This window comes from Embleya scabrispora (assembly GCF_002024165.1).
GTDB classification, from domain to species: domain Bacteria; phylum Actinomycetota; class Actinomycetes; order Streptomycetales; family Streptomycetaceae; genus Embleya; species Embleya scabrispora_A.
This window is the reverse complement of sequence record NZ_MWQN01000003.1, coordinates 990,367-1,010,242: the sequence shown is the minus strand read 5'-3', so window position 1 is coordinate 1,010,242 and position 19,876 is coordinate 990,367. Positions and strand designations below refer to the sequence as shown.

The following is a 19,876-nucleotide window of genomic DNA, read 5'->3' as shown; positions in this document are numbered from 1 at the left end:
GAGACGATGGAAAGGAGCGTGTGCGGGCTTCGCCGCGCGTTTTCGGCCGCCGCCGTCGGCGGCGGATTTCGGGAGAGGTACACACCATGACCATGGCCAGGGACATCATGCACGAGGGCGCGCGGTGGATCCCGCGGACGGAGACGCTGGACCGCGCGGCCCAGTTGATGCTTCGGCTCGACGTGGGCTCGCTGCCGGTCGCCGATACGAACGAACGGCTGTGCGGCATCATCACCGACCGCGACATCGTCACCAAGTGTGTTGCCCTCGGCCACGATCCGGCCAAGGTGACGGCGGGCGACCTGTGCGAGGGCACACCGCGCTGGATCGATGCCGAGGCGGACATCGGCGAGGTGTTGCACGAGATGCGGGAACACCGGATCCGGCGACTGCCGGTGATCGATCACAAGCGCCTGGTCGGCATGATCAGCGAGGCGGATCTGGCCCGGCACCTGTCGGACGAGCAGATAGCCGCCTTCGCGGAAAGCGTGTACGCGGCGTCGCGCTAGTCGCCGCTCGCTGCTCGCTGCTCGCCCGTGTCAACGGCCGTTCCCCGCAGCCCGGTTCGGATCTCCAGGGCTCGGGGGCGGCCGTTGCGCGTGGGCGCGGGCGTCGGTCGGTGGAGGGACGTCGGTCAGTGGATGGGCACCACGCCCACCGGACACCGGGCGTGGTGCAGGACGGCGTGCGTGGTCGGGCCGAGCCGCATCGGCAGGGGGCCGCGCCTGCGGTGTGCGCCGACCACCACGAGCGCGCCGTCGATCGAGGCGTCGACCAGGTCGCGGCCGGCCGTGCCGTTCATCACCGCGGCGTCCACGGGCAGTTCGGGATCCGCGATACGGATCGTGTCGAGCACCTTGTCCACCATCGCGGTGCGTTCGGCCCGGACCGCCTCCACGTCGATCATGTTCGGCAATACCAGGCTCGGCGCCAGGCCGGTGACCGGGAGCACCCACGAGTGCACGGCGCGCAGTCCGCCGCCGAGGCGTCGCGCGTGGTCGGCCGCGAAGTCCGCGGCGGGGCCGTCCTCGGGGCCGCCGACGCCGACCACGACGCCACGCGCGTCCTTCGCCGCGGCGGTGTGTACGACGACCACCGGACAACTGCTGTGCGCGCACACCCGCAACGACACCGAGCCGAGCAGCAGCCCGGTGAAGCCGCCGTGCCCGCGACTGCCCACCACGACCGTGTCGCACCGGGCACTCGCGGCGAGCAACGCTTCGGCGCTGTCGCCCTCGCGGACCGAGGTCTCCACGGCGAGATCGGGAAAGTCCGCGCGGATCCGGGCAGCGGCGGCGTCGATCAGCGTGTGGGCGCGCTGGTGGACCTCGACGCGGTGCCGCCGGCCGAGCCCGCCGACGGGCACCGCGGTGACGATGTACAGCGGCACCCGGCGCGCGGCGGCGTCTTGTGCCGCCCAGCGCAACGCGTGGTCGGCCGCGGCCGAACCGTCGTGACCGACCAGAACCCCGAGACCGACTTCGCTGTGTGGGGACGACATGGCACTCACCTCGAGAGGGCATCCACCGGGTTCATACCCGCTTCGACGGGTGCCGAGTTCGACAGGATCGATCCGGACCTCACATTCGGCCGCGCCCGCGCGTCTACCCGATACAGCGTCGACACCCGGTCGACACAGACCGATACACAACGACACGCCGACACATCGATACATCCCGATGCATACCGACGCACGCCGACACACGGCCGCACGCGGCAGCCGTACATCGCAGAGGAGACCGGCATCATGGACACCCGCCACGCGCTCGTGGACACCTCCCTGGGCGCACTGACCGTGGTGGCCGCGGACGACGCCGTCGTCGGGCTCTACTTTCCGGGGCACTGGTACCTGCCGCCCGAGGAGAGCCTGGGGCGCCGGGTCGACCACCACGACGACCCGCTCCTGGCCCGGACCGCGGCGCAACTGGTCGAATATCTGGCCGGCGAGCGCACCTCGTTCGACGTGCCGACGGCCACCCACGGCGACCCGTTCCAGGAGCAGGTGTGGGCGATGTTGCGGGAGATCCCGTTCGGCGAGACCACGACCTACGGGGCGCTCGCCGAGCGGCTGGGCAACAAGGCGCTGGCCCAGTCGGTCGGCCAGGCCGTCGGGCACAATCCGATCTCCATCATCGTCGCCTGTCACCGGGTGGTCGGCAGCGACGGCAGGCTCACGGGTTTCGCGGGCGGCCTCGTCCGCAAACGTACGCTGCTCGACCTGGAGGAGTCCGAAGCGTCGAAGGCGGCCCGGCTGTTCTGAGCGTCGGCCGGGCACGGGAGCGACGCCGTACGGGATCGGGGAGATGAAGCAACCTTTCGAACGGGTCGTCGACGAACACGGGGACACCGTCCTGCGGGTCTGCCGGGCGATCGTGGGGGTGCACGACGCCGAGGACGCCTGGTCGGAGACCTTCCTCGCCGCCCTGCGCGCCTACCCCGACCTGCCCGAGGACGCCAACGTGCAGGCGTGGCTGGTGACCATCGCGCACCGCAAGGCCATCGACATCACCCGCGCCCGGCGGCGACACGCGGTGGTCACGGACGACCTGCCCGAGCGGCCGTCGACCATCGGCGTGCCCGGCTCGATCGACCACGAGTTGTGGGACGCGGTCAAGGCCCTGCCGCCCAAGCAGCGCCGAGCGGTCGCCTACCACCACTTCGCGGGCCTGCCCTACGCGGCCATCGCCGAGATCGTCGGCGGCACCCCGGCGGCGATCCGCCGCGCCGCGTCCGACGGGATCCGGGCGCTCCGCGCCGCCCTGTCCGCACCCACTTCGAAGGAGTAGCACCGTGATCGACACCCACACCGACGGCCCGGACACCTCCGGCCTTCGCGCCCGGGCCGTTTCGGGCCCGGGCACCCTCGATCGGCTGCACGAGCGGCTGGTGGCGGCCGCGAGTCGGGACGGGCTCCTGGACGTGGCCTACACCAACGTGGACACCCCCGTGGGATCGCTCCTGCTGGCCGCCACCGGGAGCGGCCTGGTCCGGGTGGCCTTCGAGAGCGAGGACCACGAACTGGTTCTGGACACGCTGGCCGGCCGGTTCGGTCCGCGCGTGCTGCGCGCGCCGGCCCGCCTGGACCACGCGGCCCGCGAACTCGACGAGTACTTCGCCGGCACCCGGACGCGCTTCGACCTGCCGCTCGACCTCGCGCTGTCCCGGGGCTTCCGGCAACTGGTGCAGCGCCGGCTCGCCGACATCGAGTACGGGGACACCTGGAGCTACGCCCGGGTGGCGCGCCTGGTCGGCAGCCCCGGCGCGGTCCGCGCGGTCGGTACGGCGTGTGCGACCAACCCGCTGCCGATCGTGCTGCCCTGCCATCGGGTGTTGCGGGCCGACGGCACCCTCGGCGGCTACGCCGGCGGCCCGGCCCGAAAGTCCGCTCTGCTCGCCCTGGAGGCCCGCGGCCGGACCCGGGCCCCGTCCGGCGACCCGGGCTAGCCGGCGATCCCGACCGCCCGATCGGGGCCAGGGGGAGGTTTCGGGCGAGCCGGTTACGACATGTGGACATACAGTGACTTTCATGGACGATTTCTTCGGTGTGTCGGGCGATGAGGCGCCCGGGGACGCGGTGCGCGAGTTGGCCGAGCAGACCACCCGCCCGGACTGGGTCGAGCCGGATCCGGCGGCGGACCTGGTGCCGCGCCTGCGGGTGGCCTGTGACCTGCCCGGTTCGCCCTGGCGGTTGCGCGGGACCACGCTCCTGCCGGGCGGCATCCTCGCCGTCGACGTCGAGCACGCCCGCCCGCGCAGCCCCCGCCTCCTCGCCGACGCCATCGAGTTGCTGGCCGGTGTCGCCGGTCCGGCCTTCTTCGTGCACCACACCGACGCCGCGACCTTCGACTGCGTCACCGGCACCCTGCGCAGCGACACCCCCGGACCCGGCCGAGGCCACCTGCTCCGGCTACGCCTGACGGGGCCCGGGCCCGACGGCAGGCCCACTCTTCGGGCCCACGCGCAAGCCCTGATCCCCGCGCCCTGATCCTGCGCCCTGAGCCGGCCGCCGAAGTCGCGGACGCCGGGCCGCACCCCGGGACGCCGGTACCGCGGGCGCGATGCCCGGCACGGCCGAACTGCCGCCCCGGGTTCGGATATCCGGTGGTTCCACGGCGGCGGGGCTGGTTGGATCCGGGGATGAACAGTGACTTCCCCGAGGGCTACGAGGTGTCCACCGATCCGACGCGGCTCGATGTGGCGACGATCCACCGATGGTTGTCCGAGGACGCCTACTGGGCGCTCGGCCGGCCGCGCGAGAAGCTGGAGCGGGCGATCGCCGGCTCGCTCAACTTCGGTGTGTACGACGTCGTTTCCGGTGCCCAGGTCGGCTACGCCCGGGTGGTCACCGACTGGGCCACATTCGGCTGGCTCTGCGACGTCTACATCGATCCGACGGTGCGCGGCAAGGGTCTGGGCACCGCGCTCGCGATCGCCGTTCGCGACGAGTTGGCGCCGGACGGGCTGCGCCGGATCATGCTGGCCACCGCCGACGCGCACGGGGTGTACGCCAAGGTCGGCTTCCGGCGGTTGGCCTCGACGGACACGTGGATGGTGCTGGGCGAGCACTGACCGCCGGCCCGGCCCACCCCACCCCGTTCCGCGAGGGGTGGCCCCGGTCCGGGCGGGACACGGCCGGGCCGGCGGGGGGCCGCAGGCTCATTCGCTCGGGACACCGGCGGGCGCACGGTAGGTGCATGACTTACCAGGGCGACACCATCACGCGGGAACTCGACGACCCGCTCCCGCTCTCGGCACCCGTAGCATCCCTCGGAAGGACCAGGACCATGTGCCGGCACATTCCCACCTGTCCCACCGCATCGGCCCCCGACCACCTCGCGGCCCACGTCGTCACCAGCCACCCCGAGCAGGGATGGAGCCTGCTGTGCAACGGAGTGGTGATCTTCGAGGACACCGGCGCGCTGCTGCCCGACGGTGAAGTCGAGGCGCCGCACCGGCCGAACCCGGAGGGATCGCCCGTCGACGGGCCCGCCCGGGTCCCGGCGCAGCGCCGACTGGAAACCGCCGGGTAGGCGGACCGACCGCACCGATACCCCCAGAGGACCGCACGCCCCGCGCGTGCGGTCCTCTTCGTATGTGCCCGAGGACACGAGGAGGGCGTCCCTCGGGAGTGCGAGCGCCTCGTTCGGTCCCGAGGTGAATCGGGACTCGGGACGGGACTTCGGCCTCACGTGGTCGGGACCCGGGTGCGCCGAGGGTTGTGGACACATCGCCCCGCAGTACCGAACGGTAGAGAGAGGCACCCCGTGAGTACTCTGTGCCGGCCCGCCGTGGCCGTCCCCGAGAACACCGTCACGCTGGACGAGTCGATCGACATCGCCCGTCGGCTGCATGCCGACAATCCGCGGCTGCCGCTGGCGCTGCGGCTGATCGGCAACACCGGCGTCCGCAAACGACACCTCGTGCAACCGCTCGAACAGACCCTGCGGCACCCGGGTTTCGAGGCGCGCAACCTCGTCTACGAGCGGGAGGCCAAGCGTCGGGTGCCGCCCGTGATCTATCAGGCGCTGGCCAACGCGGAGTTGGGCGTGCGGGACATCGATCTGCTGATCTACGTCTCGTGCACCGGCTTCACCATGCCCTCGATGACCGCCTGGCTGGTCGAGGCACTGGGCATGCGCTCGGACACGCGTCAGCTGCCGATCGCCCAGCTCGGGTGTGCGGCCGGTGGCGCGGCGATCAACCGGGCGCACGACTTCTCCACCGCCTACCCCGACGCCAACGTGCTGATCGTGGCCTGTGAGTTCTGCTCGTTGTGCTACCAGCCCGGTGACGACGACATCGGCTCGCTGCTGTCCGACGGGTTGTTCGGCGACGCGGTCGCGGCGGCGGTGGTGCGCGGTTCGGGCGGTACGGGGATCCGCCTGGAACGCAACGCCTCCTACCTGATCCCGCACACCCAGGACTGGATCTCATACGCCGTCAAGGAGACCGGTTTCCACTTCCGGTTGGACAAGCGGGTGCCGGGCACGATGGAGCCGCTGGCACCGGTGATGGCCGATCTGGTGAGCCGACACACGTGGGACGCCTCGGCGTTGGACTTCTACGTCGTGCACGCCGGCGGCCCGCGCATCCTGGACGACCTGAGCCGATTCCTCGGCGTCGACAAACACGCGTTCCGGCACAGCCGGGCCACGCTCACCGAGTACGGGAACATCGCCAGCGCCGTGGTGTTCGACGCGCTCGACCGGCTGTTCGCCGAGGGCGAGCCGAGCGTCGGCGGGCGCGGCATCGTGGCCGGATTCGGCCCGGGGATCACCGCCGAGATGGCGCTCGGCACCTGGACCCGCGGCGCGCCGCCCGTCGAGCACCGCCGGCGCGGGCGGACCCGGGGGCGGGTCACCGGACAGCGGTCCGCGCCCGGGCATTCGGCGGCGTCGCCGGCGCACCCGGCGGCCTCGCCCGTGCGGCCGGGGTGAGGACGCCGAGCCGACCGTCCGCCGATCCCAGCACCGGGAGATCTCGATGAACGCGAAAACCTCCGACCCCGCCGCCCCTGCCGGGGCACCGGTCACGGACTGGCTGGCCTGCCCGCGCTGTCGGGCGCTCGTGTACCGCAAACGGTTCGAGCGGGCCGACGGGGTGTGTCCGAGTTGCGGGGCGCACGCGCCGCTGAGTGCGGCGCGGCGGCTGGACGCGCTGCTCGACCCGGGCAGTGCCCGGCCGCTGACCGCCGCCGAGACGGTGCACGACCCGCTGTCGTTCGCCGATCTGAAGCCGTATCCGGACCGGTTGTCCGCCGCCCGCGCGACCACGGGGCACGCGGACGCGGTGCGAGTGGCGGCCGGCACGCTGTTCGGGTATCCGGTGGTGGTGGCCGCGATGGACTTCGCCTTCATGGGCGGCAGCCTGGGCGTCGCCGCCGGGGAGGCGGTGGCGATGGCCGCCGAGGCCGCGCTCGCGCGGCGGGCGCCGCTGGTCCTGGTCACCTCGTCGGGCGGGGCGCGGATGCAGGAGGGCGCGTTGGCGCTGATGCAGATGGCCAAGACCGCGGCGGCGATGGCCGCGCTCGACGAGGCCGGCGTCCTCACCGTCACGGTCATCGCCGATCCGACCTACGGCGGGGTGGCCGCCTCGTTCGCCACCCTCGCCGACGTGGTGGTGTGCGAGCCGGGGGCGCGGATGGGCTTCGCCGGTCCGCGGGTGATCGAACAGACCATCGGGCAGCGGCTTCCGGAGGGCTTCCAGACGGCCGAGTTCCTGCTGCGGCACGGCCTGGTGGACGCGGTGCACCCGCGCGGCGAACTGCGCCGAACGCTCGCGGTCCTGCTGGCCTCGGCCGGCGGACACCCCGACCGCACCGGCCCGACGCGCGCCGGCCGGGACGAGCGGGTCGCGGAACTGCCGCGTCCCGTACCGGCGACGGTGGTGCGCGATCCGGCGCGGCTCACCCAACGGTCCGCGCCGGAGGTGGTCGCGGCGGCCCGGGACCTGCGGCGGCCGACCACGCGCGACCACCTCGCGTACTGGATGGACGCCTTCGTCGAACTGCGCGGCGATCGGGCGGGCGCGGACTGCCCGGCGATCGTCGGCGGCCTGGGCATGGTGGAGGGCCGCTCCGTGGTGGTGCTCGGCCACCAGAAGGGGCACACCACCGCCGAACTGGTACGGGCGAACTTCGCGATGGCCTCGCCCGCCGGCTACCGCAAGGCGATCCGGCTGGCCCGGCTCGCCGAGAAGATCGGCGTGCCGCTGGTGACGCTGATCGACACCCCCGGCGCACATCCCGGTATCGAGGCGGAACAGCAGGGCCAGGCCGGGGCGATCGCGGACTGCCTTCGGGTGTTCACCGGGCTGCGGGTGCCCGTGGTGGCGGTGGTCACCGGGGAGGGCGGCAGCGGCGGGGCGCTGGCGCTCGGCGTCGCCGATCGGGTGCTGATCGGCGCGAACGCGCTCTACTCCGTGATCAGCCCCGAGGGCTGCGCGGCGATCCTGTGGAAGACCCGGGAGGAGAGCCCGGCGGCGGCCCGCGCGCTGGGTCTCGACGCCCGGTCGCTGCTCGAACTGGGCGTGGTGGACGGGGTGGTGCCCGAGCCCGAGGGCGGCGCGCAGGCCGATCCGGCCGCCGCGAGCCTGACCCTGCGGGACGCGGTGCTGGGCACGCTGGACGAACTGGCCGTGCTCGACCCGGCCGAACGGGTGCGCCGACGGCGGCGGCGACTGCGCGGCTTCGGACTGCCCGGGCCGCCCGCGACCGGCACGGACCGGGCGCGCTTGGAGGACACCGACGAGGAGGAATCGGCATGACCGGCGCCGACCAGCAGGGCCCGGCGGCCACCCTGGCCGCCCTGCACGCCGCGCTCGACCGGGTGCTGCACGATGCCCCGCGACCGCCCACGCACGTCGTGGTGCGGTCCGGAGGGGAGAGCATCGAGCTGACCTGGTCGGCCGCGGTCGCCCCGCCGCCCGTACCCGAGGCGGCCCCACCCGCGCCGGTCGAGGCGGAGCGGCAGCCGGCGGCGAGCGACGGACACCTCGTCCGCGCCCCGCTGGTCGGCACCTTCTACGCCGCGCCCGAACCCGGCGCGCCGCCGTTCGTCGCGGTCGGCGACCTCGTGGAGGCGGGCCAACAGGTGGCCATCATCGAGGCGATGAAGCTGATGAACCCGATCGAGGCGGACCGCGCAGGTCGGGTCACCGCCGTACTGATCAAGAACGGCGAGGGGGTCGGTTACGACGAGCCGCTCTTCGAACTCGACTGCGACGGGCAGGGGTGAACCACCGTGTTCGACACCGTACTGATCGCCAACCGGGGCGAGATCGCGCTGCGTGTGGTGCGCACCTGCCGGGACATGGGCATCACCAGCGTGGTGGTGCACTCGGGCGTGGACGCGGACTCGGCCGCGGCGCAGGCCGCCGACCGGCGGATCAACATCGGCCCCGCCGATCCGCGCCGCAGCTACCTCTACGCCCCGGCGGTGATCGAGGCGGCCCGGCTGACCGGGGCGCAGGCCGTGCATCCCGGATACGGGTTCCTGTCCGAGGACCCGGACTTCGCCACGATCTGCGCGGAGAACGGGCTGGTCTTCGTCGGCCCGGCCGCCGAGGTGATGGCCCGCCTCGGCGACAAGTCCACCGCCCGGCGGATGATGGCCGACGCCGGGCTGCCGGTGGTGCCGGGTTCGCGCGAACCGGTGGGCACCGCCGACGAGGCGGCCGAGGTGGCGCGGCGGATCGGCTACCCGCTGATCGTCAAGGCGGTCGCGGGCGGGGGCGGTCGCGGGATGGCGGTGGTGCGCGACGCCGGTGCGCTGCTGCCCACGTTTCGGGCCACCCGCGCCTCGGCCCAGGCGGCGTTCGGCGACAACCGCGTGTATATGGAGCAATACCTGTACGGCGCCCGGCACATCGAGATCCAGGTCCTGGCCGACGGGCACGGCAACGTGGTGCACCTCGGCGAGCGCGACTGTTCGGTGCAGCGCCGACATCAAAAACTGGTCGAGGAGTCGCCGGCCCCGGAGTTGCCCCCCGGCCTGGCCGATCGACTGGCCGGCTACGCGGTGGCCGGGTGCCGGGCCGCGGGATATCGCGGCGCCGGCACCTTCGAGTTCTTGGTGCGCGGTGCGGAGGCGGCGTTCATCGAGGTGAACTCGCGGATCCAGGTGGAGCATCCGGTGACCGAGATGGTCACCGGGATCGACATCGTCCGCGAGCAACTGCGCATCGCCGCCGGGGAACCGCTGGGCTTCGACCAGGATCGGGTGGAGCGGCGCGGGGCCTCGGTGGAATGTCGGATCAACGCGGAGGATCCGGCGCGCGACTTCGCGCCGTGCCCCGGCACGCTGACCGGATTCCGGGCGCCGGGCGGGCCGTTCGTTCGGGTCGACACGCACGCGTTCCCGGGGGCGCAGGCCCGTCCTGAGTACGACTCGCTGTTGGCCAAGGTGGTCACGTGGGGGCAGGACCGGGATCAGGCGCTGGCCCGGATGCGCCGGGCGCTGGGCGAACTGCGGGTGGAGGGGCCGGGCGTGCACACCACGGCCGGGCTGCTTGCCGACGTGCTCGACGACCCGGACTTTTGTGCGGGCCGTCACGACACGACCCTGCTGGACCGGCGCGCGGCGTCCTGACGCCGAGGCCGATCGGGGGGTGTCGCCCCATCCGTCGCCCGACCCGCGCGCCGCCCGACCCCGCAACGGGTCGGGCGGCCGCTTTTCCGGTGCGTGTGGCGCGTGGCGCGTGCCGGATGCCGAGTGGCGCGTGGCGCGTGGCGCATGCCGAGGGTCGAGTGGTGCGGGGTGCGGGGTGCGGGTGCGTGGCGCGTGCCCGATGCCGAGTGGGCGCGTGGCGCATGTCGAGTGTCGAAGGGTGCGGGGTGCGTGGCACGTGCCGGATGCCGTGTGCTGATGCTGGGTGGTAAGTGGTGCGTGCCGGGTGCCGGGTGGCGCATGGCGCATGGCGCATGGCGAGTGTCGAGTGGTGCGGGGGTGCGTGCCGGATGCCCGAGTGGTGCGGGGTGCGGGGTGCGTGGCGCGCGCCGGATGTCGAGTGGGCGCGTGGCGCATGTCGAGTGGTGCGGGGTGCTGGTGCTGAGTGGTAAGTGGTGCGTGCTGGATGCCGTGTGCCGTGTGCCGTGTGCCGTGTGCCGTGTGCTGGGTGGTAAGTGGTGCGTGCCGGGTGCCGGGTGCCGGGTGCCGGGTGCTGGGTGGTAAGTGGTGCGTGCCGGGTGCCGGGTGCCGGGTGCCGGGTGCCGGGTGCCGGGTGTTGGGTTCGTGCATGGTCTCGCCCCCCGTCGTTGGATGCGACGGGGGGCGAGGATTTGTGTGTCATGTGCGGTGTTTGCCGCCGGTCGGAGCCCGATTCGGCTCCTCGGGGCGGGGTCGGGCGGTGGGGCTACGGCGGGTACCGATGGCCCGGGTCCGACGGGTGCGACTGGGTGGGATCGGGCCGATGGGGCCTGCCCGGTACCGCCGGCCGGTGCGGTTTCCCCGGCTTCCCGGGCTTTCCCGGCTTCGGCGGATGTACGCTGCTCGGTTCACCCGGTTCCGTCGGTTCGGGCAGTACCGGGCACTTCGGGTTCGGCGGAGTGCACTGGGCGATCTCGTCGGGTACCTCCGTCGCGGGTGGCGGTTCGCCCTTGGGGTGGGGGTGGTGTGACATCGTCGACCTCCGTCGTACGGGTGGGGACGCGGTGCTCGTGGTGTGCGACCGCCCCTCCACTCTCACGCAGCGTGGTCCCGGGCGCATGTGGTCACGGTCCTGGTCCGGTCCGGGGCACGTCCCGGGTGTGCGGGCCCGGGCGGGGGATCACCGCACGCACGGTGGTGCCGTATTCGTTCCGGGTCGCGGTGAACGTGCCGCCCAGTTCCTCGGCGCGATCGGCCATCGAGCGCAACCCCACTCCGCCGCCCGCCGCGTCGGGGCCGGCCGGGTCGGGGGCGAGGCCCACCCCGTCGTCGGTGATCTCGACGGTGACCCGGGTCTCGCTGATCCGGACCGCGAGCGCGGCGCGTCGGGCGCGGGCGTGCCGCACCACGTTGTTCAGCGCCTCTCCGCAGATCCGGTACACCGCGACCTCGACGGCGGGGGCCAATTCCGGCGGCGGGTCGGGGTCGAAGACGATCTCGATCCGGGGATGCCCGTCGCGGCCGGTGTCCAGGCGGTGCGCGGCCTCGCGGAGCGCGCCGGCGAGGCCGAGGCGCAACAGCGCGGCGGGGGCGAGCCCGTCGGTGATCCGGCGCAGTTCGGTGATCGCCTCGCCGATGCCCTGCGAGGCGATCACGAGGGTGCCGGCGGCGGGGGTGTCGGGAGGTACGCAGGCCCGGGCGGTGTCGACCTGGAGGCGGGTGCCGGACAGCGCGGGGCCGAGGCCGTCGTGCAGGTCGTGACGCAGCCGACGGCGGGCCTCCTCGCGCGCGAGCACGATGCGCTCCCGGCTCTCCTGCAACTCCTCGTACAGGCGCAGCGAGGCGATGGCCGGCGCGACCTGGTCGGCGAGGAAACGCAGCAGGTCCACGTCCTGCCGGTCGAGGGTGGTCTGTCCGGGGCGCGGCGGTACGGACAGTCGACCGATCACGGCGCCCTCGTAGCCGAGCGGGAAGACCGCGCAGTCGTCGGGCAGGTCGCCCAGCCGGGCCAGTTCGCGTTCGCCGCGGCGGGTCTCGACGACCACGCTCGCGCCGGGCAGGCCGAGGGTGCGCACGACGGTGCCGCACAGCAGTTCGGGGGCGGCGCCGGGGGCGACCGCGCGGCTGAGTTGTTCGGCCAGGTCGCGAACCACCTGGTAGGGCTTGGCACGTTCGCCGTAGTAGAAGCGGTCCACCACCCGGGCGGCCCAGCCGACGGTCGGGCGCAGCAGCGCGCCGATGACGAGCGCGCCGCCGGCCACGGCGATGGCGCCGGAGCTGCGGGCGCCGGGCAGGTAGTCGGACAGTTGCACGGCGATCGCGAGGTAGCCGCCCATCAGCACCGCGGCCAGCGCGAACGCGGCCAGCACCCGGGAGACGGAGCGGTCCAGATGCCGGCGTCGGTCTCGGGCGAAGGCGTACGCGAAGGAGAGCTGCCACACGACGATGCCCCCGTAGATCAGGAAGTTGTAGATCGAGTCGGAGAGTTCGAGGTGGTAGCCGAGGAATTCCACGGCGAGCCAGAACACGTAGGGCAGCAGCGGCAGGAAGCGCACCGCGTGCGGGCCGGGGGAGCGCACCCAGCGCACCGCCATCACGAGCAGGCTGGTGGCGATGACCAGGGGCGGGATCACCTCCTGGCGCGGGGTGATCCACTCGTTCAGCCACTGCTCCGCGTCGGCCCAGACGCCCTGGTCCAGGAAGCCGGGCAGGCCGTACCAGTCGAAGCCGGCGTAGTCGCGGTAGGCGTGCACCGCGCTCCACACCGCGACCAGCGCGGCCCAGATCCGGACGACGCGGGAGCGCGGCAGCCGCCCGTCGGGGAGCCACAGGGGCAGCGCGTACATCGTGAACAGGTACACGGTGTCGGCGATCAGCCACAGCACGATGGCGAACGCGGACCAGCCCGGCCCGGCGTCGGCGAACACCGCGCCGAGCAGGACCGCGTAGCCGACGGTGACCGCGACCCCGGTATAGAGCAGGAGCCGGCCCAGACCGGGCGCGGAACGACGGGCGAGCACGAACAGCCCGGACAGCGCGAAGCCGCAGCCGAGCAGGACGAACACACCGGTCAGTCCGGGGTTAGGGGCCAGCCGCGGGTCGTCGAGGTGGGTGATCAGCAGGACCAGGGCGACGAGGCAGCTCAGCAGACTGACGGCGCCCGCTCCGTAGATCCGGGCGGGTCCCGCACGTTGCTCCAGCGCGGTGATGGGCATGTGGCCTCCTCACGGGACGTCGGCGGGGGACGTCGCGGACGAGTGGAGCCGGGCCGCCCGCGGCGGATCCGACGCGTGGGTGCCATCTGCGTTCGCCGGTTCCAGCATGCGGCTCCCGTGGTCCCGGGTGCGGGAGGCACCGGTCCCGAGCCGGTCCCGATCCGATCGGGACACCGGGAAGGGGTCGGCGGGGCGCGGCTCGGACGGGCGCCGGTTCAGGGGTCGGTGGGGCGGTCGGCTCCCAGACCGACGTCGCGGGCCCGGGCCACCGCCTCGGCGCGGGTGCTCACGTGCAGCTTTTCGAAGATGTGGGTGATGTGGTTGCGTACGGTCTTCTCGGCGAGGAAGAGCCGGCGGGCGATGCGCCGGTTGTCCAGGCCGCGGGCGAGCAGGTCGAGCACCTCGCACTCGCGCTCGGTCAGTTCGGGGAAGACCCGCTCGCCGCCGCGCCCGGCGGTGCCCGCGAGCAGCGCGGTCAGCCGGGGCACGGTCTGCGCGCCGAAGACCGCGCCGCCGCCGGCGACGGTGCGCACGGCGTGCAGAACCTCGTCCCGGGCGGCGCCCTTGACCAGATAGCCGCCGGCGCCCGCGCGTATCGCGGCGAGCAGGCTGCCGTCGTCGTCGGACATGGTCAGCACCAGGATCGGCACCGGCGTCTCGGCGACCAGGGCGCGGGTGGCCTCGATGCCCGATCCGTCGGGCAGGTTGAGGTCCATCACGACCAGGTCGGGGCGATGTTCGGCGACCGCCGGGGTCACCGCGGCGGCGGTCTCCACCTCGGCGACCACGAGGATGTCACCGGCGCTCTCCAGGGCCGCCCGCAGGCCGGCGCGGAACAGCGGATGATCGTCGACGATCACGATTCGCAACGGCACGGACCCGCATTCACCAACCACGCGGTACATACTACGCGTGAACGGGTCGTTACATCTCGTAGGTTCCCGCATGTGGCGACGCCGGCGTCGCGGTCCGGTCGCCCGGAGCGCGCGCGGCGCCGGTCGATCGGCGCGGTTGTGGCGCAACTGCCCCAACCGGTCAGGTTTTCCGGGCATGGCCCTAGGAACCGCCGGCGCCCGTCGCTACCCTCCAGCGCATGATTTCCACGGTTGTCTGGGGTACCGGCAACGTCGGTCGCGCGGCCATTCGAGCCGTCGAGGCCCACCCGGCGCTCGACCTCGCGGCGGTGCTCGTGCACAACCCGGACAAGGTCGGCCGCGACGCGGGCGAACTCGCCGGACTCGACGGGACGCTCGGGGTCGCGGCGACCGACGACATCGGCACGGTGTTGGCCGCCGGGCCGGGGGCCGTGGTGTACGCGGCGTCGGGCGACATTCGCCCCGACGAGGCGTTGGCGGACATCGTGCGCGCGATCGAGGCCGGCGCGGTGGTGGTCACGCCCGCCCTGTACGCGCTCTACGATCCGACCAACGCCCCGGCGGAGCTGCGCGATCCGGTGCTGGCCGCGATCGCGGCGGGCGGCGGTTCGTTGTTCGTCTCCGGTGTCGACCCGGGGTGGGGCAACGACGTACTGCCGCTGCTGATCAGCGGATTGGGCACCACGGTGGATACGATCCGCTGCCAGGAGATCTTCGACTACTCCACCTACGACCAGGAGGATTCGGTCCGCAACCTGGTCGGCATGGGCCAACCCATGGACTACGGCGCGCCGATGTTGTGGCCGGACATGCCGACCATGGTGTGGGGCGGACAGATCCGGCTGATGGCCCGGGCGCTCGGCGTGGAACTGGACGAGATCCGCGAGACGATGGACCGTCGGGCGCTGGAGAGCACGGTGCGGACCTCGACGATGGGCGAGTTCGCGGCGGGCACGCAGGGCGCCGTGCGGTTCGAGGTGCAGGGCATCGTCGAGGGCGAACCGCGCATCGTGATCGAACACGTGACCCGGATCCACCCGTCCTGCGCCCCCGACTGGCCGACGCCGCCGGACGGGGCCGGGGCGCACCGCGTGGTGATCGAGGGCCGGCCGCGAATCGAGGTGACGGTGGAGGCCACGGACGAGGGCGAGAACCGGTCCGCCGGCGGCAACGCCACCGCCGTCGGGCGCCTGGTGGGCGCCATCGACTGGCTCGTGGCCGCCGAACCCGGGCTCTACGACGCACTCGACATCCCCCTGCGGCCGGCCGTGGGCAAACTCGGAAGGAAACACGCATGAGGATCGACATCCCCGAGGACAAGGACCCGATCGCCTACGTCTGGGGCGAGATGGTGCCGGAGATCGGCATCGCCGCCTCGACCTTCTCGATGAAGGTCTACGACCACTCCACGCTCGGCCTGCGCGAGTTCGAGGCCGCGCGGTTGCGGATCGCGCAGATCAACGGCTGCGTGTTCTGCCTGGACTGGCGCACCGAACGGGACGGGGAGAAGGTCGAGGACGGCTTCGACGAGGCGGTCGCGCGGTGGCGTACCACCGAGGTCTTCGACGACCGCACCCGGCTGGCCGCGGAGTACGCCGAGCGCTACGCGCAGGACCACCACAACCTGGACGACGAGTTCTGGGCCCGGATGTCCGCGCTGTACAGCCAGGCCGAGATCGTGGAGCTGAGCATGGCCATCGGCTCCTGGCTGGCCTTCGGCCGCCTCAACCACGTGCTCGGCCTCGACACGGTGTGCGTGCTGACGCAGCACTGACCCGAACGGCCCGGGCGGCGCCGTCGCCCCGGCCGCCCGGTCGGCGGGCGGCCGGGGCGACCGCGCCCGGGCCCGGGGGATCGGTGGCGAGTGTTCCCGACCGTCTCGGCGGCCGGTACGGCCGTCCTCCGGTCCGGGTAACCGCCCTCCGGAGCCGACCCGAGTCGTGCCGCGTCCGCGCGGCACGACTCGGGTCGGCGGTGGCGCGGGCGGGCTCAGAGCACGCCGGCCGTCATGTCCATCAGGCGGGACAGGACGGTGTCGCCGGAGGCGCCGACGCCGTCGTGCTCCCACTCGTTGGTGACCCAGGTCCGCACCGCGCCGACCTCGCGGGCGGTGCGCAGGGACAGGCCGGCGTCGACGTACATGTCGTCGTGGTAGACGATCGCCGCGACCGGAACCCGGTTGGCGGCCAGCCGCGCCGGGTCGTACAGCGGCGCCCAGTCGGCGCGTTCGGCGAGCAGGTGGGCGGCCTCGGCGAACGGGCGCAGGCCGGCGATCTCGTCGAACATCCAGGGGTGGATGGTCTCGCCGGTGAGCAGCAGCGGGTCCGCGTCGTCGGCGAAGTCCGCAAGCGCGGTGTGGGTCCGCTCGGCGGCCCACCCGGTGGGGCCCGCGCCCTGGGCGTAGACGGACTCGTGGAGCACCGCGTACAGCGGGTTGTCGACGAACCCGGTCAGCGTGGCCACCTGGCGCAGGAAGGTGTCGGAGAGCTCGCCGGTCGTGGGGTCCACGGCCTCGTCGAGCAGCCAGTGCACCCGCTCGAAGCCGTCGCCCATGCCGAACACCTGGCCCAGCGTGCGCAGTCGACGCACCGTCAGCACATCGCCGTCCGGCAGTCGTACGCCGCCGTCGGCGATCGTGTCGGCGATCCGGCGCAGGCGCGCCACGTCGTCCGGGTAGCGCTCGCGGAACTCGGCGTTCTTGTCCCGGATGCGCGGGTAGGTCAGCGCGTACACGTCGTCGGCCGTGGCGGACAGGCCGGGCAGGCCGCCGGTGATGTGGCAGCGGCGCAGTCCCTCGGGGGCCAGCGACAGGTAGCTGAGCGTGATGAAGCCGCCGTAGCTCTGGCCCAGCGTGTCCCAGGGCTCGTCGTCGCACAACGCGCGGCGGATCGCCTCGGCGTCGGCGACGATCGAGTCGGCGCGGAAGTGCGCGAGGTGGGCGGCCAGTTCGTCGGCGGAGCGGAACCGGGCGGCGGCTCGGGCGGTCACCGGGGTGCTGCGTCCGGTCCCGCGCTGGTCCAGAAGCAACACGCGGTGGGTCCGGGTGGCGTGCCGCAACCAGCCGGGGGAGCCGGAGATCGGGCGCGGCGACTTGCCGCCCGGGCCGCCCTGGAGGTAGAGCAGCCAGGGCAGCCTTTCGTGGGCGCGGGCGGGATCGACGACCTCACGGGCGAAGACGTCGATCCGCGGACCGGTCGGATCGTGGTGGTCCAGCGGCAGCGGGAACACGTGGTCGGTGATCGTGTATCGGTGGTTCATGGGGAGTTCGCCCTAGTCTTCCGGTGTGGACTCGCGCGCCCGGTCGGACCAGAGCGAGCGGATGTGGCCCAGGTGTTCGCTCATCGCGCGACGTACGCCGGCGGCGTCGCCGGCGAGCAACAGGTCGAGGATCTCCTCGTGTTCGCGGGCCGAGGCGACCAGCGCGCCGCGTTCGGCGAGTCGGGTGAGGCCGTACAGGCGCGAGCGCTTGCGCAGGTCGCCGACCACCTCGACCAGGCGGCGGTTGCCGCCGAGTTCGAGCAGGCCGAGGTGGAACTGGCGGTCGGATTCGAGGTATCCGATCAGGTCGCGGCGTTCGGCGGCGGCCACGATGGCGGCGGCCACCGGGCGCAGCGCCTCCAGGGCCGCGTGATCGGCGGTCTCGGCGAGGCGTTCGATCACCGGGATCTCGATCAGCGCCCGGATCTCGGTGTATTCGTCGAGGTCGCGGCCGGACAGCGCGGTCACCCGGAAGCCCTTGTTGCGGACCACCTCGACCAGACCCTCCTTGACGAGGTCGAGCATCGCCTCGCGCACGGGGGTGGCCGAGACGCGGAACTGGGCGGCCAGGCTCGGTGCCGAGTAGACGACGTCGGGGCGCAGCTCGCCGGCGATCAGGGCGGCACGCAGCGCGTGGGTGACCTGATCGCGCAGACTGCGGTGCTCCCGCACGGACGGCAGGTTCAGCGAGCCCGGGGTGTCCCCGGCGCCGTTCCCGAGGACGTGCCCGCTCGATACTTCGGCGTCCGCGCTCATCTGGTGTGTCCTTCCTCGGGACCGGATACGGACCGGCCTTTGTGCGATGTGCAATGGCACAGCGTAGCCGCCGCCGCGCCCGAAGCCTCCTCTCCGTCGGAATCTCTTTTGCACTGGTGTGCCGGCCGGGTTGCGAGCGGGTGCCGGTCGCGTCGAGCGCGCGGCTACGGCGTGCCGGTGGGGTCGGCCGGGAGCAGGCTCACGGTGCGCACCGAGGTGTAGAAGTCGGCGGCGGCGCGGCCCTGTTCGCGGGGCCCGTGGCTGGAGGCCTTGGTGCCGCCGAAGGGCAGGTGGAAGTCGACGCCGGTGGTCGGTGCGTTGACCTTGACCAGGCCGGTGTCGATCCGGTCGACCACGGTCAACGCGGCGTCGAGGTCGCGCGTGTGTACGGAGGTGACCAGGCCGTGCGGCACGTCGCGGGCCAGTTCCAGGGCCTCGGTGAGGTCGGCGGCGGTCTGTAGGACGGCGACCGGGCCGAAGACCTCCTCGCGCAGGATCGGGTGGCCGGTGGGGACCCGCTCCAGGATGGTCGGGGCGGTGTACCAGCCCGGGCCCTCGGGGGTTTCGCTCGTGGCCAGGATCCGGGCGCCGGCGCCGGTCGCGGCGTCGATCGCGGCGCGTACCCGGTCGCGGGCCGCCTCGCCGATCACCGGTCCGCACACCGTGGCGGCGTCGCGGGGGTCGCCCACGGTCAGGGCCCGGGCGGCGGCGGCCAGGGCCGCGCGCAGCGGGTCGGGGTCGCCGACCACAATGATCCGGCCGGTGGCGGTGCACTTTTGACCCGCGTAGCCGAACGCGGCGGCGATCAACTGGCCGGCGGTGGTGCGCACGTCGGCGTCCGGGAGTACCAGCGCGGCGTTGCAGCCGCCCAGCTCGGCCTGCACCGGGACGCCCCGGGCGGTGGCGGCGCGGACCACCTCCTGCCCCACGGCCGTGGAGCCGGTGAAGGAGACCACGTCGGCGGCCTCGACCACGGCCGCGCCGGTGGCGGCCTCGCCGGGCAGCACGGTGAACACGTCGGCGGGCAGCACCTCGGCCAGCAGTTCGGCCAGGCGCAGCGCGCAGCCCAGGGCCTGCGGGGCGGGCTTGAGCAGGACCGCATTGCCCGTGGCGAGCGCGGGCGCGGCCTTCCAGAGCGGGATGGCCAGCGGGAAGTTCCACGGCGTGATCAGCCCGGCGACGCCGTGCGGGCGGCGCCGGGTGAGCAACAGGCCGGGGCCGGCGGCGGGTTCGTGCACCGTGCCGACCGGGTCGTAGGCCTGCTGGGCGTTGTAACGCAGGATGGCGACGGCGCGGGTGACTTCGCCGCGGGCCTCGGCGATCGGCTTGCCGACCTCGCGCACGATCAGGTCGGCGAGGTCCCCGGCCGCGGCGGCGAGCCGGTCGGCGGCGGCGTCGAGCGCGGTACAGCGGGCGCCGGCGCCGGCGTCGAGCCAGGCCCGCTGGGCGATCCGGGCCCGCTCGGCGGCCCGACGCACATCGGCGGGCGCGACGGCCGGGGCCTCGGCGACCTGCGTGTCGGGGTCGGCGGGGTCGTGGCTGCGGACGGACGGTGCGGTGGTGGTGGTCACGATGGCAAGCCCTTCGGGAAGGGGACGGCGGGGGCGGGTGGCGTCGGTGCGGCCGGTCGGCCCGCGACGGGCGTGGCTCGCAGCGGTGCGTGGGGCGGGCGAGGGTGGCGTCGCGG

The 19,876-nt window shown here is 73.4% G+C and carries 19 protein-coding genes; 13 read left to right on the top strand and 6 right to left on the bottom strand.

Annotated elements, in window-relative coordinates:
• Positions 1 to 86 precede the first annotated feature (86 nt).
• The gene (locus B4N89_RS40005) at positions 87 to 509 is read left to right on the top strand and encodes a CBS domain-containing protein (protein WP_078981435.1); all 423 of its coding nucleotides are present in this window, start codon (positions 87 to 89) and stop codon (positions 507 to 509) included.
• A gap of 125 nt (positions 510 to 634) precedes the next feature.
• Here the strand turns inward: B4N89_RS40005 and B4N89_RS40000 are convergent, their stop codons facing one another.
• The gene (locus tag B4N89_RS40000) at positions 635 to 1,501 is read right to left on the bottom strand and encodes a universal stress protein (protein ID WP_161500974.1); all 867 of its coding nucleotides are present in this window, start codon (positions 1,499 to 1,501) and stop codon (positions 635 to 637) included.
• 246 nt (positions 1,502 to 1,747) lie between these two features.
• On the opposite strand from B4N89_RS40000, the gene B4N89_RS39995 reads away from it, so the two are divergent.
• The 10 genes from B4N89_RS39995 (at position 1,748) to B4N89_RS39950 (ending at position 10,088) form a co-directional block, all read left to right on the top strand.
• Entirely contained in the window at positions 1,748 to 2,260 is a 513-nt protein-coding gene (locus tag B4N89_RS39995; RefSeq protein ID WP_078981433.1) for a methylated-DNA--[protein]-cysteine S-methyltransferase, read from the top strand.
• A gap of 43 nt (positions 2,261 to 2,303) precedes the next feature.
• Positions 2,304 to 2,786 carry an RNA polymerase sigma factor gene (locus tag B4N89_RS39990; RefSeq protein WP_078981432.1) on the top strand — a complete coding sequence of 161 codons (483 nt, stop codon included), beginning with the start codon at positions 2,304 to 2,306 and terminating at the stop codon, positions 2,784 to 2,786.
• Positions 2,787 to 2,790: 4 nt separating this feature from the next.
• Complete coding sequence (locus B4N89_RS39985) at positions 2,791 to 3,444, top strand: methylated-DNA--[protein]-cysteine S-methyltransferase (RefSeq protein WP_235619234.1); 654 nt, start codon at positions 2,791 to 2,793, stop codon at positions 3,442 to 3,444.
• Positions 3,445 to 3,526: 82 nt separating this feature from the next.
• The gene (locus B4N89_RS39980; RefSeq protein WP_078981431.1) at positions 3,527 to 3,985 is read left to right on the top strand and encodes a hypothetical protein; all 459 of its coding nucleotides are present in this window, start codon (positions 3,527 to 3,529) and stop codon (positions 3,983 to 3,985) included.
• Between the two features lie 152 nt (positions 3,986 to 4,137).
• Positions 4,138 to 4,569, top strand: a complete 432-nt coding sequence (locus B4N89_RS39975) for a GNAT family N-acetyltransferase (RefSeq protein WP_078981430.1) — start codon at positions 4,138 to 4,140, stop codon at positions 4,567 to 4,569.
• 215 nt (positions 4,570 to 4,784) lie between these two features.
• Positions 4,785 to 5,030 carry a DUF5999 family protein gene (locus B4N89_RS39970; RefSeq protein ID WP_078981429.1) on the top strand — a complete coding sequence of 82 codons (246 nt, stop codon included), beginning with the start codon at positions 4,785 to 4,787 and terminating at the stop codon, positions 5,028 to 5,030.
• Between the two features lie 234 nt (positions 5,031 to 5,264).
• Positions 5,265 to 6,437 (top strand): type III polyketide synthase, encoded by a 1,173-nt coding sequence (locus B4N89_RS39965; RefSeq protein WP_078981428.1) that lies wholly within the window; start codon positions 5,265 to 5,267, stop codon positions 6,435 to 6,437.
• 46 nt (positions 6,438 to 6,483) lie between these two features.
• A complete protein-coding gene (locus B4N89_RS39960; RefSeq protein ID WP_078981427.1) occupies positions 6,484 to 8,265 on the top strand; it encodes an acetyl-CoA carboxylase carboxyltransferase subunit alpha/beta in 1,782 nt (593 codons plus the stop codon).
• The gene (gene accB, locus B4N89_RS39955; protein ID WP_078981426.1) at positions 8,262 to 8,735 is read left to right on the top strand and encodes an acetyl-CoA carboxylase biotin carboxyl carrier protein; all 474 of its coding nucleotides are present in this window, start codon (positions 8,262 to 8,264) and stop codon (positions 8,733 to 8,735) included. The genes B4N89_RS39960 and accB overlap by 4 nt, the downstream gene beginning before the upstream one ends.
• 6 nt (positions 8,736 to 8,741) lie before the next feature.
• A complete protein-coding gene (locus B4N89_RS39950) occupies positions 8,742 to 10,088 on the top strand; it encodes an acetyl-CoA carboxylase biotin carboxylase subunit (RefSeq protein WP_078981425.1) in 1,347 nt (448 codons plus the stop codon).
• Positions 10,089 to 11,209: 1,121 nt separating this feature from the next.
• Here the strand turns inward: B4N89_RS39950 and B4N89_RS39945 are convergent.
• Positions 11,210 to 13,300: a GAF domain-containing sensor histidine kinase gene (locus B4N89_RS39945; protein WP_078981424.1), complete on the bottom strand. Its 2,091-nt coding sequence runs from the start codon at positions 13,298 to 13,300 to the stop codon at positions 11,210 to 11,212.
• 215 nt (positions 13,301 to 13,515) lie between these two features.
• Complete coding sequence (locus tag B4N89_RS39940; protein WP_078981636.1) at positions 13,516 to 14,169, bottom strand: response regulator; 654 nt, start codon at positions 14,167 to 14,169, stop codon at positions 13,516 to 13,518.
• A 224-nt stretch (positions 14,170 to 14,393) separates the two neighbouring features.
• Between B4N89_RS39940 and B4N89_RS39935 the strand changes: the two genes are divergently transcribed.
• Entirely contained in the window at positions 14,394 to 15,473 is a 1,080-nt protein-coding gene (locus tag B4N89_RS39935) for a dihydrodipicolinate reductase (protein WP_078981423.1), read from the top strand.
• Positions 15,470 to 15,949: a carboxymuconolactone decarboxylase family protein gene (locus B4N89_RS39930; RefSeq protein WP_078981422.1), complete on the top strand. Its 480-nt coding sequence runs from the start codon at positions 15,470 to 15,472 to the stop codon at positions 15,947 to 15,949. The genes B4N89_RS39935 and B4N89_RS39930 overlap by 4 nt, the downstream gene beginning before the upstream one ends.
• Before the next feature lie 215 nt (positions 15,950 to 16,164).
• Here B4N89_RS39930 and B4N89_RS39925 read toward each other — a convergent pair whose 3' ends face one another.
• From B4N89_RS39925 to B4N89_RS39915, 3 genes are all read right to left on the bottom strand, one after another.
• Entirely contained in the window at positions 16,165 to 17,433 is a 1,269-nt protein-coding gene (locus B4N89_RS39925; protein WP_078981421.1) for an alpha/beta fold hydrolase, read from the bottom strand.
• 12 nt (positions 17,434 to 17,445) lie between these two features.
• The gene (locus B4N89_RS39920) at positions 17,446 to 18,189 is read right to left on the bottom strand and encodes a GntR family transcriptional regulator (RefSeq protein WP_235619233.1); all 744 of its coding nucleotides are present in this window, start codon (positions 18,187 to 18,189) and stop codon (positions 17,446 to 17,448) included.
• A gap of 164 nt (positions 18,190 to 18,353) precedes the next feature.
• Entirely contained in the window at positions 18,354 to 19,763 is a 1,410-nt protein-coding gene (locus tag B4N89_RS39915; RefSeq protein ID WP_078981420.1) for an aldehyde dehydrogenase family protein, read from the bottom strand.
• Between the last annotated feature and the right edge of the window lie 113 nt (positions 19,764 to 19,876).

Bases quoted from the DNA above. Each gene is read 5' to 3' on its own strand.
- B4N89_RS39960 (WP_078981427.1), top strand. From the start codon at position 6,484: ATGAACGCGAAAACCTCCGACCCCGCCGCCCCTGCCGGGGCACCGGTC.
- B4N89_RS39990 (WP_078981432.1), top strand. From the start codon at position 2,304: ATGAAGCAACCTTTCGAACGGGTCGTCGACGAACACGGGGACACCGTC.
- B4N89_RS40000 (WP_161500974.1), bottom strand. From the start codon at position 1,501: ATGTCGTCCCCACACAGCGAAGTCGGTCTCGGGGTTCTGGTCGGTCAC.
- B4N89_RS39980 (WP_078981431.1), top strand. From the start codon at position 3,527: ATGGACGATTTCTTCGGTGTGTCGGGCGATGAGGCGCCCGGGGACGCG.
- B4N89_RS39975 (WP_078981430.1), top strand. From the start codon at position 4,138: ATGAACAGTGACTTCCCCGAGGGCTACGAGGTGTCCACCGATCCGACG.
- B4N89_RS39930 (WP_078981422.1), top strand. From the start codon at position 15,470: ATGAGGATCGACATCCCCGAGGACAAGGACCCGATCGCCTACGTCTGG.
- B4N89_RS39920 (WP_235619233.1), bottom strand. From the start codon at position 18,189: ATGAGCGCGGACGCCGAAGTATCGAGCGGGCACGTCCTCGGGAACGGC.
- B4N89_RS39995 (WP_078981433.1), top strand. From the start codon at position 1,748: ATGGACACCCGCCACGCGCTCGTGGACACCTCCCTGGGCGCACTGACC.
- B4N89_RS39935 (WP_078981423.1), top strand. From the start codon at position 14,394: ATGATTTCCACGGTTGTCTGGGGTACCGGCAACGTCGGTCGCGCGGCC.
- B4N89_RS39925 (WP_078981421.1), bottom strand. From the start codon at position 17,433: ATGAACCACCGATACACGATCACCGACCACGTGTTCCCGCTGCCGCTG.
- B4N89_RS39945 (WP_078981424.1), bottom strand. From the start codon at position 13,300: ATGCCCATCACCGCGCTGGAGCAACGTGCGGGACCCGCCCGGATCTAC.
- B4N89_RS39970 (WP_078981429.1), top strand. From the start codon at position 4,785: ATGTGCCGGCACATTCCCACCTGTCCCACCGCATCGGCCCCCGACCAC.
- accB (WP_078981426.1), top strand. From the start codon at position 8,262: ATGACCGGCGCCGACCAGCAGGGCCCGGCGGCCACCCTGGCCGCCCTG.
- B4N89_RS40005 (WP_078981435.1), top strand. From the start codon at position 87: ATGACCATGGCCAGGGACATCATGCACGAGGGCGCGCGGTGGATCCCG.